The organism is Mycobacterium sp. EPa45 (genome assembly GCF_001021385.1).
GTDB lineage: Bacteria > Actinomycetota > Actinomycetes > Mycobacteriales > Mycobacteriaceae > Mycobacterium.
The window spans coordinates 2,486,928-2,502,328 of record NZ_CP011773.1; the positions used below are offsets into that span (position 1 = coordinate 2,486,928).

The window sequence follows — 15,401 nt, forward strand, 5'->3', positions numbered from 1 at the left end:
TTCCGCCCGTCAGCGCATCGGTTATCTGACAGAAACGCCGCGTGTCGTGAGGTGCTGAAGCAGAGTTGGCGCGGAGGATGAGGGGAAGCATCTTGACCGAAACTGCGGGGAGAGTGCATGACCAGGCTTGGAAGTCGTCTCGGTAGAGGCGTCGGGCGGATGGCGCTCGGCGTCCTGGCGACGGCTGCGGCCGCGCTGCTGTGGGCGCCCGGGGCGATCGCGGACCCTCAAAGTGACGCCGGCGATGCCATCAACCAGGCATGGCAGGCGGCGGGTGGTGACACCTCTGCGGTAGGCACCAAGGACGGCGACGTCTACGCCGTCGGCGACGGCTTCGCCCAGAACTTCAGCGGCGGCAAGATCTTCTTCAGCCCGGGCACCGGCGCTCACCTGCTCTTCGGCGCGGTCCTGGACAAGTACCAGGCACTGGGCGGGCCGGCCGACAGCGACCTCGGATTCCCCACCATCGATGCGGTCGCGGGCCTGGTGGGCCCGGACAGCCAGGTCAGTACGTTCAGCGCAAGCGACAAGCCGGCCATCTTCTGGACGCCCGACACCGGCGCGTGGGTGGTGCGTGGCGCGATCAACGCGGCGTGGGACAAGCTCGGCGGGTCTGCCGGCACGGTAGGTGTTCCCACCGGGGATGAGACCTACAACGGCAATGTGGTCAGCCAGAAGTTCACCGGCGGGGAGATCGCCTACGACAGCGGCACCAAGACCTTCACCACCGTGCCGCCCGAACTGGCCAACAACCTGGCCGGTCTCGAGGTTCCGACCGACGCGACGACGGCGATCAACCAGGCATGGCGCGCCGCGGGCGGCATTTCCGGACCGCTCGGCGCCCGCCAGGGCGCCCAGCAGAAGATCGGTGACGACGGCGCCGCGCAGGATTACGCCGGCGGCAAGATCTTCTACACCCCGGCGACCGGTGCGCACGCGGTGACCGGTGCGATCCTGGCCAAGTACGAAGCGGCCGGCGGACCGACCGGCGATCTCGGGTTGCCGACCGGCACCGAGGCCGACGGGGGCGCGCCCAACAGCCGGGTCAGTGCGTTCAGCGCTCAGGACAAGCCGGTGATCTTCTGGACACCGGACAACGGCGCCATCGTGGTGCGCGGCGCCATCAACGCGGCCTGGGCCAAGCTGGGCGGGGCGACCGGCAAGCTGGGTGTGCCGACCGGTGAGCAGAGTGTGAACGGCGACACCGTGAGTCAGAAGTTCAGCGGCGGTGAGATCACCTGGAACAAGGCAACCAACCAGTTCACCACCAAACCACCGGAGCTGGCCGGTTCGCTGGCCGGTGTGCAGGTGCCGGCCGCAGCCGGCTCCCAGGCCGGCCCGTCGGGATCCACGTCCGGCAAGAGCGTCGGCTTCCACTGGTGGTGGCTGCTGATCATCATCCCGGTGTTGTTGCTGCTGGCCGTGATCGGCTTGGGCCTGCTGTGGCTGCAGCGCCGCCGGCGCGCCGGTGACGAGATCGAGGACGACTTCCACGACTCGGATTACGACGACGACGATCACTGGCCGAGTGAGGCCGCCCGCGGGGCGGACGCCTCACCAGGCTCGCGCTTCTCGACCCTTCCCGACGGCGGCCCGGCGCAGGTCGCCGTGGCGCCGGGCTTCGGCTGGGCACCCGAGGGAGACGAGAAGTCGCAGCCCGGACCCGAGGATGTGTTCGACGGCGATCAAGACTCCATCGACACCACGCCGACCCGCATTCCCGACGAGGCCGAGCAGACCGGGCAGACCGGTGAGTACGACGCCGACGACGTCGACGAGGCTCCTGCCGAGTTCGAGTACGCCGAGGTCGAGGATCTCGAGGACGAGGAATCGAGCGATTCGGGCCGCCATGCGGCAGTGAATCTCGAGGATTCGCAGGCGATGTGGCGACTCAACTTGGGTGAGCTCGGCACGCCGCGGCGTCGTCGCGCCGCCGAGCCCGAACCGGAACCGGAACCGGAACCGGTCGAGCCCGAGCCCGAGCAAATCGTCGAGTCCGACGTGGTCGATGTCGAGGAGGATGCTTCGACGGCGCCCGCCGAGGTACTGCAGTCCGATGTCCACGCCGAAAACGCGTCGAACCGCCCCGCGATTCACCTTCCCCTGTCAGATCCCTATCAGGCGCCGGACGGTTACGTGGTCAAAGCCAATACGCATTCGGGTCTGTACTACACACCGGACTCGGCGCTCTACAACGACACCGTGCCCGAAGTGTGGTTCGCCAGTGAGGAACTCGCGCAGGCGAACGGATTCCACAAGGCGGAGTGAGGCTCTCGCCTCCCTGTCAGACCTTGCGGAGGACGGTGACGACCTTGCCGAGGATGGCAGCGTCGTTACCGGGAATCGGGTCGAATGCCGGGTTATGCGGCATCAGCCAGACCTGGCCACCGGTGCGCTTGAACGTCTTGACGGTTGCTTCACCGTCGATCATCGCGGCGACGATGTCGCCGTTGTCGGCCACATTCTGCTGACGTACCACGACCCAGTCACCGTCGCAGATCGCGGCGTCGACCATGGACTCGCCGACGACCTTCAGCAGGAACAGTGAGCCCTCACCGACCAGCTCGCGCGGGAGCGGGAAGACATCTTCGACGGCTTGCTCGGCCAGGATCGGGCCGCCGGCCGCGATGCGCCCGAGCACGGGCACGAACGTCGGCTCGGGCAGCGCGTCCGAACCGGCGACCTCGGTGCGCACCGCGGTGACGGCATCATCGGCGCCGCGCACGTCGACGGCACGGGGCCGGTTGGCGTCACGACGCAGATAGCCCTTGCGCTCCAGGGTGCGCAACTGGTGTGCCACCGATGACGTGGACGTGAGGCCGACGGCATCGCCGATCTCACGAATGCTCGGGGGATAGCCGCGGCTGGTGACCGAGGCCCGGATCACGTCGAGGATGGTTCGCTGCCGCTCCGTCAACCCGGATTCGGCGTTGTCGCGGCGGCTGGTGTCGGTACCCGATGTCTCACTGCGGTCGCTCATGAGGCCGAATGTAGTCGCGTGTGCGTCGAAATTCAAACATTTGTTCGACCGTGTCGCGATCCGGTGCCGGCCGACGGTCGGCGGAACAAAACTTGTCGGTGGCCGGATTTATTCTTCGAACACGCTCGCTCACATGTTCGGTTTTCGAACGCATGATCGAGTATATTTCGAACACAAGAGCGAACACGGGCGGCCTCGAAGGAAGGACACAGACGTGACAGTCATCGATGATCGACAGGTTTTCATCTCGGCACCGGTGTACCGGCGGACGTCCGGCGCACCTGTCGCCCCAGCTCGGCACCGTCCGGCCGGGCCACGGGCCTACCGGCCGCACCCGGCCCGGCCGGCCATCGCGCCGATCCAGTACCGCGGCACCGGTGTCGCCTTCTCGCGGGCACCGCATACGCGCCGGCCGGTCAGCACGGCCGTCACGATCGCACTGGCCGGGGTGGCCGCGCTGATCACGCTGTGGCTCGGGCTGGTCGGCCACTTCAGCGGTTCGCCCGCAGCCACCGAGCAGATGCCCGACCAGCTCGCCGTGGTTCAGGTGCAGACAGGAGAGACGCTGCAGCAGCTGGCCGGCCGCGTCGCCCCCGATGCACCCGCCGGACAGGTCATGCAACGCATCCGTGATCTGAACAAGCTGGATTCGGCGTCCCTGGACGCCGGGCAGACGCTCATCGCGCCGATCGGCTGACCACCGTGCTGGCCGTGGCCGCTCGACAGACGGCGCAGGTACGCTTTCAGTGGTTCGAATCATCGGGCCACGGCGGAGCAAAGGAGCGGTCATGCATTGTCCGTTCTGCCGCAACCCGGACTCCCGCGTCGTCGACTCCCGAGAGACCGACGAGGGTCAGGCCATCCGGCGGCGCCGGTCCTGCCCCGAATGCGGCCGGCGGTTCACCACTGTGGAGACCGCAGTGCTCGCGGTCGTGAAGCGCAGTGGGGTCACCGAACCCTTCAGCCGAGAGAAAGTCATCAGCGGTGTCCGCCGCGCCTGCCAGGGCCGCGACGTCGACGACGACGCCCTCAATCTGCTGGCCCAGCAGGTCGAGGACACCGTGCGCGCGGCCGGTTCTCCGGAAATCCCCAGCCACGAGGTCGGACTGGCGATCCTCGGCCCGCTTCGTGAACTCGACGAGGTCGCCTACCTGCGATTCGCCTCGGTGTACCGCTCATTCAGCTCGGCTGAGGATTTCGAACGCGAGATCGAGGCGCTGCGCGCTCATCGCGCCGTCGGCACCTCCGGCTGAGCCACTTCAATCCAGCTGTCGCACACCGTCACTGACCACCCGGCCCGCGATCAGCACCCATCCTTGCGCGTCCCATGTCGTATAGATCTGGGATCCTTTGCCCTGTGTGATGGTCAGATCGCGGCTGAGGTAATCGGTGATCCGCGCCGCCGCCGATCCCGTTGCCTCATCTTCCGGAACGCCGAGGTCGGACGCGAACATTCGCGACCGGATATGTCCGCCGTCGCGGTCCACCCACGCCCACAGGTAATGCTCGGCGTCATCGGAATAGTCGTCCGGATCGGCGTCCAGGAGCTCATCCACCGACAGCAGGTCGTGAATGGCGAACTCCGGTGACCACTCCGCCCGGGTGCGGATCACCGTGCGGTCGTCGTCGTAGCTGACGCCGACGATGCCGGCCGGAACCTGGAGGGTGCGAATCGGCGTGCCGCGCTCGCGCAGCCACCAGGCCGCGCCCACCGTGGGGTGCCCGGCAAACGGCAGTTCAGTGACGGGGGTGAAGATGCGCGCGTGCGCGGTGGTCGATCCGTCGGCCGGTAGGTCGATGAATATCGTTTCGCTGTAACCTAATTCGTTGGCGACCCGCTGGCGCTCAGGGGCGGGCACGGTTGCCGCGTCCGCGACGCCGAGCGGATTGCCGAAGTTGCCGCCCGCGTCGGTGAACACCCGCAACACGGTCACGTCGACGGTCATATTTCGACTTTACGACGACCGAGTCAGGTGGCGCTGCGCTCGTCGGCTCCCAAAGCGTCGAGCACGGCAACCCGGGTGTCCAGCGAGCCGGTGACCGCGCGCTCGGACAGTCCGTTGCGCAGAAGTTCACGCAGGGCGTCCTGGTCGTATTCGGCGGGTGCGGTGGAGTCGATGAATTTCTCGACAACCTCCACGAAGCGGTCGGGGTCGTCGTGGAACGGGAAGTGCCCGGAGCGGGCGAAGATCTCGAGTCGGGAGCCAGGCATGGCGGAGTGCGCCATGCGGGCGTGGGTGACCGGGATAACCGAGTCCTGGTCTCCCCAAATGAGTTGCACGGGAACGGATTCGGTCAAATAACATCGGTCGAGCATGGTGACCACCTGGCCACGCCAGTCCACCACCGAACGCAGCGTGCGGGTGAACGCCGACGACGCGGTCGGTTCGGGCAGATCGGCCAGGATGCGCAGCGCGTCGGGCAGGTCACGGCCCAAGCCCGTCGAGCCGAAGACGCTGCCCAGCACCCGCCCGGCAACCTGCAGCGCAGGCAGTACCATGGGCAGCCGCAACAGCGCCAGCGCCTCTCCGCCCATCGGCAGGGAGGCCGCACGCAGCGCGACATTGACCTCCTTGGTGACGCCGCCCGCGCTGACCAGGATCAGCCGCTGCACCAATTGCGGGAACTGATAGGCAAATTGCATCGCCACGCCGCCGCCGAGGGAATGCCCGACCACGGTGACGTTGTCGAGGTCGAGGACACTGAGCAGATCGCGCATACCGTTGGCGTAGGCCGCCACCGAGTAGTCGGCCCGCGGCTTGTCGGACTGCCCGTGCCCCAGCAGGTCGGGGGCGATCACGGTGAACCGCTGGGCGAGCTTGCTGTGTACCGAATGCCAGGTCGTGGAGTTGTCACCGATCCCGTGGATCAACAGCAGCGCCGGACCCGACCCGGCCACTCGAAACGCCCGCCGGTATCCGTGAATTGTCCGGAAATGCAGCGTGGGTGTCACATCCCGCACCGGCTGCAGATTGGGCTTTCGCTGAGTCTTCTGCTGCGTCACTGGCCAACCCCGTCATCGGTGCGGTGGGCTTCGTCAGGTTTCGGGGGTGTCGTTGAAACCGTCTTTGAAGTCCTCGGCGTGCTGGGCGAGGAATTTCTCGAATTCCGCGCCCAATTCCTCGCCGCTGGGGAGTTCCTCGTCGTGCGCCAGCAGCGACCGGTTCTCTTGAGCGGCAACGAAAGCATCGTACTGTCGCTCCAGTGCGGTCACCACTTGAGCGACCTCCGGCGAAGCCTCGACCTGCTCGTCGATCTTGGTGCGGATGCCCTCACCGGCATCGGTGAGGGCGCGTAGCGGCACTTGCAGCGCGGTCAGCTTCGCGACCTGCTCCAGCAGCGCCTCGGCGGCCGGCGGGAAGTCGGTCTGGGCCAGATAGTGCGGCACGTGGACGGTGAAGCCGATGACTTCGTGGCCGTGCTGGGCCATCCGGTACTCCAGCAGGTTGGACACGCTGCCAGGGACCTGTACCTCGCCGACCCACGGGGTGAACTCGGTGATCAGCTCGCGGTTGTTGGAGTGCGCGGTCATCGTCACCGGACGGGTGTGCGGCACCGCCATCGGGATGGTGCCGAGTCCGATGGTCTGACGCACCCCGAGCCGCTCGGCCAGCAGCCGGACGGCGGTGACGAACCGCTCCCACTTGAGGTCCGGTTCCAGCCCGGCGAGCAGCAGGAACGGGGTGCCGAGGCTGTCGCGCAGCGCGTACAGGTTCAGCTGCGGATCGTCGTAGTCGGTGAAGTGGTCGGTTTTGAACGTCATCAGCGGCCGCCGCGACCGGTAGTCCAGCAGTTCGTCGATGGCGAACGAGGCCACCAGTTCGGTGTCGAGCTTGGCTTTGAGGTGGTCTGCGGCCAGGCGAATGGCGTGGCCGGCGTCCGAGAAGCCTTCGAGAGCGTGAATCATCACCGGTCCGCGCCCGTCGGGCGCGGACAGCTGCGGCGCCGGAAACTCCAGTTCGTACATTCCGGTCTGCTCAGGTTGGTACTGCTGTCCCTGCTCGTCAGTCATCGTCTCCGCCTCCTCGCGGTGCCGGGGCGCGTCCTCGTCCCCTTCTACCGTGACACCAGTGTCTCGCAGATTCGGGTGAGCGCTGGCCATAGCGTCCGTGTTGCACAACGCAGGTGGCGTGCCCGCCGTTCCCCGGGGCCAATCATCTACCCGGGCCCGAACCACGCAGATCGGGCATGATCGAGCGATGCGAACGTTGGCGGCGGCACTGAACCTGGCGATGGCCACGGTTCTGATGGCCGGCTGCCACTCGGCCACCGAACCCCGGGCCAAAGCCGCCGAGGAGCCCGGTGCGCAACCCGCGGCGGCCACCGATGCCCGGCCGGTTGCGGCCCGGCCCGCGGTAGGAGCGCTCTTCCTCGGCGGCACCGACACCCATACCTGCACCGCCTCGGTGGTCCACTCCAGCGGCGGTGACCTGATCGTGACGGCCGCGCACTGCCTGGCCGCGGGCCTGCCCGCCACGTTCGTGCCGGGATTCGACGAGAGCGCCGCTTCCGGCGACGTCTGGACCGTCGACGCCGTCTACCTCGATCCGCGGTGGGTCACCACCCAAGACCCCAAGGCCGATTACGCGTTCGTTCGGGTCAGCAGGCCCGCCGGCGGAACCGTCGAAGCCGTCGCCGGGCAGGCGTTGACGCTCGGGACGGCCCGGTCGGGTCCGGTCACGGTGATCGGCTATCCGATGGGCGACGGCGGCCCAGCGCTAGGCTGCGATACGACCGCCGGAAGCGACCACGGTTACCCCTCGCTGCGCTGCAACGGCCTCGGTGACGGCACCAGCGGTGGTCCCTGGATCAGCGGCGCGACGGTGATCGGCGTGATCGGCGGGCTCGATGGTGGCGGCTGCGGCGACAGCATCTCGTATTCGTCGCCGTTCGACGGGGCAACCGCGGCGCTGCTGGCCCGCGCCGAGGCAGGCGGTCCGGGCGACGACGCACCGCAGTCGTTCGACAGCGAGTGTTGAGCGCCTAGCGGCGGAACTGGCTCAAGGCGCGCAGCTTGTTCATCACGTCCAGAGCCGCGACCTTATAGGCCTCCGAGAACGTCGGGTAGTTGAAGACCGCGTCGACCAGGTACTCGATGGTTCCGCCGCAGCCCATCACGGCCTGGCCGATGTGCACCAGCTCGGTGGCCGCGGTCCCGAAGATGTGCACACCCAGAACCTTGAGATCCTCGGTGGACACCAGCAGCTTGAGCATGCCGTAGGAATCGCCGGCGATCTGGCCGCGGGCGAGCTCGCGGTAGCGGGACACCCCGACCTCGTAGGGGACGGCGGCCTTGGTCAGTTCGACCTCGGTGGCCCCGACGTAGGACACCTCGGGGATCGAGTAGATGCCGATCGGCTGCAGCACGGTCATGCCGGCCGTCGGCTCACCGAACGCGTGGTAGGCGGCCAGGCGGCCCTGTTCCATCGATGTGGCCGCCAGGGCGGGGAAGCCGATGACGTCGCCGACGGCGTAGATGTGGTCGACCTTGGACTGGAAAGTCTTCTCGTCGACGAAGATCCGGCCTCGATTGTCGGCCTCCAGCCCGGCGTTGGCCAGATCCAGATGGTCGGTCTGGCCTTGCCGGCCGGCCGAGTACATGACGGTCTCGGCCGGAATCTGCTTACCACTGGCCAAGGTGGTGACGGTGCCCGCCGAGCCGACGTCGACGGCGGTGACCTCCTCGCCGAACCGGAACGTGACCGCCAGGTCGCGCAGGTGGAAGCGCAGGGCCTCGACGATCTCGGGGTCGCAGAAGTCGAGCATCGTGTCGCGTTTCTCGACGACGGTGACCTTGGTGCCCAGGGCGGCGAACATCGAGGCGTACTCGATGCCGATCACCCCGGCGCCGACGACCACCATCGAGCCCGGGATCGTCTTGAGGTCGAGGATGCCGTCGGAGTCGAGCACCCGGTTCTCGTCGAACTCGACGCCTGCAGGCCGCGCAGGTTTGGTGCCGGTGGCGATGATGATGTAGCGGCCGCTGACGATGACGTGCTCGGCGCGGGTGGGATCCTCGACCTCGATGGTGTGCTCGTCGATGAACCGGCCGTGCCCGACGTAGAGCTCAATACCGTTGCGCATCAGCTGGTTTCGCACCACGTCGACCTCTTTACGGATCACGTGTTCGGTGCGGGCCAGCAGGTCGGCGGGAGTGATCTTGTCCTTGACCCGGTAGCTGGCGCCATAGAGTTCGCGCTGGCTCATACCGGTCAGGTAGAGGACGGCCTCGCGCAGCGTCTTGGACGGGATCGTGCCGGTCTGGACGCAGACACCGCCGAGCATTTGCCCGCGTTCGATGACGGCCACCGTCTTGCCCAGCTTGGCTGCGGCAATGGCGGCCTTCTGACCGCCGGGACCCGAGCCGATGACGACGAGGTCGTATTCCACACTCATGAGGACAAGATGTACGCCGCTTTGCCGAATCTCGCATGCCGACCGTGTCAATACGACATGAACAATGTGTCCCGGAGGTCTCGGCCGTTATCCACAGTTCCGAGTTCATCCCCAACCCCGGGCTCGGCGGCGCTCAGCAGGCCGGTTTGGTCGGCGCGGGTTGCGACCGTCAGGCCATGACGACACACGAACCCGACTATCGCTTCACCAGTCCCGGCGCGCTGATCGCCGGCCTGCCCGCCGTTCTCGGCTTCGTGCCGGAGAAGTCACTGGTGCTGGTGTCCCTGGAGGCCGGCGAGATGGGCGCCGTGATGCGCCTGGACTTGGCCAAGGCGATCGGTGGCGACCTCACTCACCTGGCCGAAGTAGCCGCAGCGTCAGGCGCGGAGACGGTGGTGGCGGTGATTGTGGATGCCGAGGGCGCCCCGTGTCCGATGTGCAACCAGGACTATCGCGACATGTGCGAGGAGTTGGCGAAGGCCCTGTCCACCTACGACATGGACATCTACGCCACCCACGTCGTCGACCGGATCGAGGTGGGCGGCCGCTGGCACTGCGTCGACGGCTGCGGGGCGTTCGGGGCGGTGGAGGATCCGCTGGCCTCCCCGCTGGCCGCGGCCGCCGTTCTCGAGGGGCGGCGACTGTACCCCCGCCGGTCCGATCTGCAGGCGGTGGTCGCCGTTGCTGACGCCGGCCGCACGGCTGCACTGGTGCCGGCCATCGCCGCGCATGCCGAGGCGCGCGAGATCGACTGGCGCGCCGATCCCGACGGTTGCGGCCGCCGCGACGTCGAAGCGGCCATGGCGATCAGCGCCCGCGTGAGTGACGGCGCGGAACTTGACGATGCCGAGCTCGCGATGCTGGCGTGCGCGCTGACCGATGTCGACGTGCGTGACACGCTCTACGCGCTGGCCGTCGGGGCCGCGGCCGGAAACGCCGAGGCGCTGTGGGCGGCGCTGGCGCGCACACTTCCCGATCCATGGCGAGCGGAAGCCCTTGTGCTGCTGGCCTTTTCGGCGTACGCCCGCGGCGACGGCCCGTTGGCGGGACTGTCGCTGGAGGCGGCGCTGCGCACCGACCCGGAGCACCAGATGGCGACCATGCTCGACACCGCGCTGCAGTCCGGCATGCGGCCCGAGCAGATTCGCGAGTTGGCGGGCACCGGATACCGGCTCGCCAAGCGGTTGGGGGTGCGGCTTCCGCCGCGGCGCACGTTTGGCCGCCGCGCGGTGTGAAGGCTAGACCTTCTCGACCTTGACTGCGTGGGCCATCTCGTGGGGGAGGTGGACGTTTTCGTGGCCACCGATCAGTATCGTGACACCGCCGTGCGGGCTGTTCTCCACCTGCACACGGGCATTGGGCACCACGCCGGCTTCCTTCAGCTGGCCGATCAGTTCGACGTCACCCTGAACGTGCTCGCTGAGTTGGCGTACCACCACGGCGACGGGGGAGCCGGCGGGCAGCTCGGTCAGACGCACCAGGTTGGCGTCTTCGAACTGGCTCATGTCCAGCCCGAGGAGCGACAGGCCGGGGATCGGGTTGCCGAACGGAGACACCGTCGGGTCGTCGAGGACCTGCACCAAGCGGCGCTCGACGTCCTCGCTCATCACGTGCTCCCAGCGGCAGGCCTCGGCGTGCACCTCTTCCCACGGCAGGCCGATCACGTCCACCAGGAGCCGCTCGGCGAGCCGATGCTTGCGCATCACCGAGACCGCAAGTTCACGGCCCTTCTCGGTCAATTCCAGATGCCGGTCGCCGGCCACCTGCAGCAGACCGTCGCGCTCCATACGAGCCACGGTCTGGCTGACTGTCGGACCACTTTGCTCCAACCGCTCGGCGATGCGTGCGCGCAGCGGGATTACGCCCTCTTCCTCGAGGTCGTAGATCGTTCGGAGATACATCTCGGTGGTATCGACCAGATCGTTCATAAGGACACCCTTCGTCTGGCCCGAGTCTACTTGGCTAGCTGGGAAAACGGACATGCAACACTGCCCCGACGGCAGCGTGCCCGCCGGCATCGCCGACGGGCACGCTAGGGGAATTGCTTGGTCAGCTGGCGTAGGAGCGCAGCCGATCTGCCCTGTCGCCGTTGCGGAGCTTGGCCATGACCTCGCGCTCGATCTGGCGGACTCGTTCGCGGGACAGCCCGAACAGCTTGCCGATCTGGTCGAGGGTGCGGGGCTGGCCGTCGTCGAGGCCGAACCGCAGCCGGATCACCTGCTGCTCCCGCTCGTCGAGCGTGGCAAGCACGTGGCGGATGTCGGTATGCAGCAGCTCGGCGATCACCGCGTTCTCCGCCGACATTGCTTCGGCGTCCTCGATGAAGTCGCCCAGCGGGGCCTCTTCATCGCTGCCGACCGGCATGTCCAGGCTCACCGGGTCGCGGCTGTGCTCGAGCAGATCGTTGATCTTCTCGACCGGGATGCCCGACTCTTCAGCCAGTTCCTCATCGCTGGCCTCGCGGCCCAGGCTCTGGTGCATCTCACGCTTGATCCGGGCCAGCTTGTTCACCTGCTCGACGAGGTGGACAGGCAGCCGGATGGTGCGGCTCTGGTCGGCCATACCGCGGGTGATGGCCTGCCGGATCCACCACGTGGCATAGGTCGAGAACTTGAATCCCTTGGTGTAGTCGAACTTCTCCATCGCGCGGATCAGACCCAGGTTGCCCTCCTGGATGAGATCCAGCAGCGGCATACCGCGACCGGTGTAGCGCTTGGCCAGCGACACCACCAGGCGCAGGTTGGCCTCGAGGAGGTGGCTGCGGGCCGCCTGACCGTCACGCACGATGCTGGCGAGGTCGCGCTTGCGGTTCTCGCTGAGCCGCTTCTTGGTCTCCAGCAGGTGCTGGGCGAACAGGCCCGCCTCGATGCGCTTGGCCAGGTCGACCTCATCCTCGGCGGTGAGCAGCGCGGTCTTGCCGATGCCGTTCAGATACACGCGCACCAGGTCGGCGGCTGGACTTTGGGCGTCCAGATCGCTGTCAAATCGGCTGGTGGTGGCATTTGCCATGGTGGCCTCCTGATCGGCTGCGACTGTCAATGCGTTCAACGTGCCATCGGAGCAAAGAGTTCCCGCATGGCTGTCGGTTCACACCGTCTGAAGTGCGCGAATACCGGGGAGCCCTGAGAATGTCCTGAGAAACGACCGCGTCGGCGGTCAGTGGGAACCGGGGTCGGAGCCACCGGCCGAATGCGGTTGCGCCGCCGATATCCCGGTCTCGAGCGCGCGGCGCTCGGCACGCGGGAACAGCTGGGTCCGCCGCGGGTTGTCGTTGAAACGCCTCGGCTCCTCGGCGCGCCGGGGCGGGCGGTCATTGGCGATCAGCACCGCGATCCACGGCAGCGGCAGGGACACCGCGATGATCGCCAGCGAGATGAGCCCGTTGTGCCATAGTCCGTAGGCCGCGGCCGCCAGGATCAACGCCGGAATCCGAAAAGACATGATGGTCAAGTACTTCCGCACGCGCTGGCGATGCTGCTCTTCGTAGGGCGTCGCGGCGGCGGTGATGAGCACGGGCCGACCTTCGTCGTCGAATCCCAGCTCACGCTTCATACCTCCACTGTTCCACATTCCTCGATCGATATGCGTCCCGGTTTCTTACGGTTTCTTACGGCTGTCCGACCGGGCACAATGTCTACATGCAGACCCAGACGATCGAACGCACCGACACCGACGAACGCGTCGACGACGGGACCGACGACGACGCGCCGAAGGTCTTCCACTACGTCAAGAAGGACAAGATCGCCGAGAGCGCCGTGATGGGCACCCACGTCGTCGCCCTGTGCGGCGAAGTGTTCCCGGTGACCCGCGCGGCCAAGCCCGGTTCGCCGGTCTGCCCGGACTGCAAGCGGGTCTACGAGAACCTCAAGAAGGGCTGACCGGAGCCGACTCGGTCGTCGCGGCGGGTGCCGGCTGCGGCTCGTCGTCCTCGGGGTCCTTGTCTCCCTTGGGCTCTCCCTTGGACTTCGCCTTGCTTCGCAACCACGTCCACACCTGATCGGCATGCGGGGTCGGCGCGGGGAACTCCTCTTCGATCGCGGCGTTGAGTTCGGCCCCGATCATGATCGCGAAGCCGAGGAAGAACGCGAACAGCAGGAACGCGATCGGGGTTGCCAGCGCCCCGTAGGTGTAGCCCGTGCTGGTGATCCAGGTCAGATAGAACCGCAGACCCATCGTCGCGACCACGAACACCCCCGTCGCCAGGAGCGCCCCCCACACCAGGCGATGTGTCGGCAACGGCTTGGGCAGCGACACCCGGTACAGGATCGTCACCGCCAAGATCAGCGCCAAGGCCAGCGCGGGGTAGTAGCCGTAGTGCAGGAAGTTGTCCCAGCTGTCGGGGAGATACGACGAGATCTTGCGCGGGCCGAGCGCCACGAGCGGCGCGCTCGCGATCACGAAGACGAGCATCACCACGTAGAGCCCGAGCGCGAAGAATCGTTGCCGCACCGGATGGCGCAACGGCGTCTGGTCGTGGGCTTCCACCACCGAGTCGACGAATGCCGAGATGGCTGATGAGCCGGCCCACAGGCTGATCACGAAGCCGAACGACACCACCTCACCGCGGGCGCCCGCCACGATGTCGCGGACCGTCGGCTCGATGATCTCGGTGACCACGTTCTTCGAGAAGAAGCTGTTTGCGAAGCTGATCAGCTGGTTCTCGATGGTCGCCAGGGTGTCGGGCCCGAACAGCGGCGCGATGTAGGCCAGGCTGCCGAGCACTCCGAGCAGCAGCGGCGGCAACGACAACACCGACCAGAAACCGGCTTGGGCCGACTCGGAGAAGATGGAGTCGTCCCAACTCTTGGACAATGTCCGTTTCGAGATCCGCCATAGGTGATGGCGAGACGGCTTGGCGGATTGGTCAGTCATGACCAGCCCAGCATTCCTGACGAGGGCGGTCCTGCCCAGCGACGCGGCCGAGAGTAGCTACTACGCCTCCGACGGGCTGACTTCGATCACCGCGGCCAGCTCGAGCAGCTTGGCCTGGTGTTCGTTGGCGTGATGCTGGCAGAACAGGAGTTCGGCGCCCGAAGGAAGCTTGGCGCGCACGCGAGCCGCTGCTCCACAGCGGTCGCAGCGATCAGCCCTGGTCAATTCGGGACTGGTCAACGTTGCGTTCATAGCTCCTCCGTAAGGTGCTCATCGCGTCGGTGACTGGGCGCCACCGTCACGTATCTCTACTGTCTCAGACGTTCTTCGTTTGGGCCTTGTTCCCTAGGGGTTTAACGCTGTGTCGTGTCTCACGCCTCGTCGTGTTGCGGGTACTGCAGTGTGGTCGTATGTACCCGAATCCGGAATTCTTACTCCACCTGTGCGGACAGCGAGACTGGGAAGCCGCTCAAATCGTTGGCGAACTTTGCCCCGCATCCCTGACCGAAGTCGGATTCATTCACCTCTCGACGAGTGAGCAGGTGCACCTGCCGGCCAATCGGCTCTACGCCGATCGCACCGATTTGGTGCTGTTACACATCGACCCGCAGGTGCTGGACTCGCCGCTGCGTTGGGAACCTGGTGTTCCAACGGATCCGGAGTCGATGAGGTTCCCGCACCTGTACGGCCGGCTGCCTGTCAGCGCCGTGATCAATGTCACCCCATACCGGCCGGGGCCGGACGGCCGGTTTCAACCGTTCGAGCCGTCGACGTAAGCGTCGGCTTCGATCTCGACGAATAGCCCCGGTTCGATGAGGGCGGCAACCTCGACCATGGTGGCGGCAGGCCGAATGGCGCCGAAGAACTCCGCGTGTACGGCGCCGATCGCGCGCCACCGCGAGATGTCGGTGACATAGATCCGGGTCCGGATCACATCGGACAGGTCGGCGCCCGCGTCGGTCAGGGCTTGCTGGATGCGCTGCAAGGCGTTTCGGGTCTGTACGACAACGTCTTCGCCGGCGCCGGTGGTGCCCGAGACCGCTACGTGCGGCCCCGTGCGAACCGCGCGCGAGTATCCGACCAGGTCTTCGAATTCGGTTCCCGACGAGATCGTCCTGCGCTGTGCTGCCATGGCGCTCACGATAGGAGTTCA

At 66.8% G+C, this 15,401-nt stretch carries 18 protein-coding genes; 7 read left to right on the forward strand and 11 right to left on the reverse strand.

Annotated features, from left to right (window positions below; translation table 11 throughout):
• Positions 1-117: 117 nt before the first annotated feature.
• Positions 118-2,268 (forward strand): LGFP repeat-containing protein, encoded by a 2,151-nt coding sequence (locus tag AB431_RS11810; RefSeq protein WP_047330081.1) that lies wholly within the window; start codon positions 118-120, stop codon positions 2,266-2,268.
• A gap of 16 nt (positions 2,269-2,284) precedes the next feature.
• On the opposite strand, the gene lexA is transcribed toward AB431_RS11810, so the two are convergent.
• Complete coding sequence (gene lexA, locus AB431_RS11815) at positions 2,285-2,980, reverse strand: transcriptional repressor LexA (protein WP_047330082.1); 696 nt, start codon at positions 2,978-2,980, stop codon at positions 2,285-2,287.
• Positions 2,981-3,194: 214 nt separating this feature from the next.
• On the opposite strand from lexA, the gene AB431_RS11820 reads away from it, so the two are divergent.
• Together AB431_RS11820 and nrdR are read left to right on the forward strand one after the other, a co-directional pair.
• Positions 3,195-3,677, forward strand: coding sequence for a LysM peptidoglycan-binding domain-containing protein (locus tag AB431_RS11820; protein ID WP_047330083.1), 483 nt, complete (start codon positions 3,195-3,197; stop codon positions 3,675-3,677).
• 91 nt (positions 3,678-3,768) lie between these two features.
• Entirely contained in the window at positions 3,769-4,233 is a 465-nt protein-coding gene (gene nrdR / locus AB431_RS11825; RefSeq protein ID WP_047330084.1) for a transcriptional regulator NrdR, read from the forward strand.
• 6 nt (positions 4,234-4,239) lie between these two features.
• Here the strand turns inward: nrdR and AB431_RS11830 are convergent, their stop codons facing one another.
• The 3 genes from AB431_RS11830 to AB431_RS11840 are packed head-to-tail and all read right to left on the reverse strand — an operon-like array spanning position 4,240 to position 6,992.
• On the reverse strand, positions 4,240-4,926 hold the full coding sequence (locus AB431_RS11830; protein ID WP_047330085.1) for a PhzF family phenazine biosynthesis protein: 687 nt from the start codon (positions 4,924-4,926) through the stop codon (positions 4,240-4,242).
• A gap of 23 nt (positions 4,927-4,949) precedes the next feature.
• Positions 4,950-5,984 (reverse strand): alpha/beta fold hydrolase, encoded by a 1,035-nt coding sequence (locus AB431_RS11835; RefSeq protein ID WP_047330086.1) that lies wholly within the window; start codon positions 5,982-5,984, stop codon positions 4,950-4,952.
• A gap of 33 nt (positions 5,985-6,017) precedes the next feature.
• Positions 6,018-6,992, reverse strand: a complete 975-nt coding sequence (locus AB431_RS11840; RefSeq protein WP_047333331.1) for a proteasome assembly chaperone family protein — start codon at positions 6,990-6,992, stop codon at positions 6,018-6,020.
• Positions 6,993-7,179: 187 nt separating this feature from the next.
• Between AB431_RS11840 and AB431_RS11845 the strand changes: the two genes are divergently transcribed.
• Positions 7,180-7,959: a serine protease gene (locus AB431_RS11845; protein WP_047330087.1), complete on the forward strand. Its 780-nt coding sequence runs from the start codon at positions 7,180-7,182 to the stop codon at positions 7,957-7,959.
• Between the two features lie 4 nt (positions 7,960-7,963).
• Here the strand turns inward: AB431_RS11845 and sthA are convergent, their stop codons facing one another.
• The gene (gene sthA / locus AB431_RS11850) at positions 7,964-9,376 is read right to left on the reverse strand and encodes a Si-specific NAD(P)(+) transhydrogenase (protein WP_047330088.1); all 1,413 of its coding nucleotides are present in this window, start codon (positions 9,374-9,376) and stop codon (positions 7,964-7,966) included.
• 176 nt (positions 9,377-9,552) lie between these two features.
• Here sthA and AB431_RS11855 point away from each other — a divergent pair, with 176 nt between their 5' ends.
• A complete protein-coding gene (locus tag AB431_RS11855; protein ID WP_047333332.1) occupies positions 9,553-10,611 on the forward strand; it encodes a DUF4192 domain-containing protein in 1,059 nt (352 codons plus the stop codon).
• A gap of 3 nt (positions 10,612-10,614) precedes the next feature.
• Here the strand turns inward: AB431_RS11855 and AB431_RS11860 are convergent, their stop codons facing one another.
• From AB431_RS11860 to AB431_RS11870, 3 genes are all read right to left on the reverse strand, one after another.
• A complete protein-coding gene (locus AB431_RS11860) occupies positions 10,615-11,304 on the reverse strand; it encodes a metal-dependent transcriptional regulator (RefSeq protein WP_047330089.1) in 690 nt (229 codons plus the stop codon).
• A gap of 121 nt (positions 11,305-11,425) precedes the next feature.
• The gene (locus tag AB431_RS11865; RefSeq protein WP_255353550.1) at positions 11,426-12,415 is read right to left on the reverse strand and encodes a sigma-70 family RNA polymerase sigma factor; all 990 of its coding nucleotides are present in this window, start codon (positions 12,413-12,415) and stop codon (positions 11,426-11,428) included.
• Between the two features lie 117 nt (positions 12,416-12,532).
• Positions 12,533-12,946 (reverse strand): DUF3099 domain-containing protein, encoded by a 414-nt coding sequence (locus tag AB431_RS11870; RefSeq protein ID WP_082135651.1) that lies wholly within the window; start codon positions 12,944-12,946, stop codon positions 12,533-12,535.
• Between the two features lie 68 nt (positions 12,947-13,014).
• Between AB431_RS11870 and AB431_RS11875 the strand changes: the two genes are divergently transcribed.
• Positions 13,015-13,254, forward strand: coding sequence for a DUF3039 domain-containing protein (locus AB431_RS11875; RefSeq protein ID WP_047330092.1), 240 nt, complete (start codon positions 13,015-13,017; stop codon positions 13,252-13,254).
• Here AB431_RS11875 and AB431_RS11880 read toward each other — a convergent pair.
• A complete protein-coding gene (locus AB431_RS11880) occupies positions 13,241-14,248 on the reverse strand; it encodes a YihY/virulence factor BrkB family protein (protein ID WP_047330093.1) in 1,008 nt (335 codons plus the stop codon). The two genes, AB431_RS11875 and AB431_RS11880, sit on opposite strands and share 14 nt — an antisense overlap.
• A gap of 60 nt (positions 14,249-14,308) precedes the next feature.
• Entirely contained in the window at positions 14,309-14,500 is a 192-nt protein-coding gene (locus AB431_RS11885; protein WP_047330094.1) for a hypothetical protein, read from the reverse strand.
• 158 nt (positions 14,501-14,658) lie between these two features.
• On the opposite strand from AB431_RS11885, the gene AB431_RS11890 reads away from it, so the two are divergent.
• Positions 14,659-15,024, forward strand: a complete 366-nt coding sequence (locus AB431_RS11890; protein WP_047330095.1) for a DUF952 domain-containing protein — start codon at positions 14,659-14,661, stop codon at positions 15,022-15,024.
• On the opposite strand, the gene AB431_RS11895 is transcribed toward AB431_RS11890, so the two are convergent.
• Positions 15,000-15,380, reverse strand: coding sequence for a RidA family protein (locus AB431_RS11895; protein ID WP_047330096.1), 381 nt, complete (start codon positions 15,378-15,380; stop codon positions 15,000-15,002). The genes AB431_RS11890 and AB431_RS11895 overlap by 25 nt on opposite strands.
• Positions 15,381-15,401: the final 21 nt, after the last annotated feature.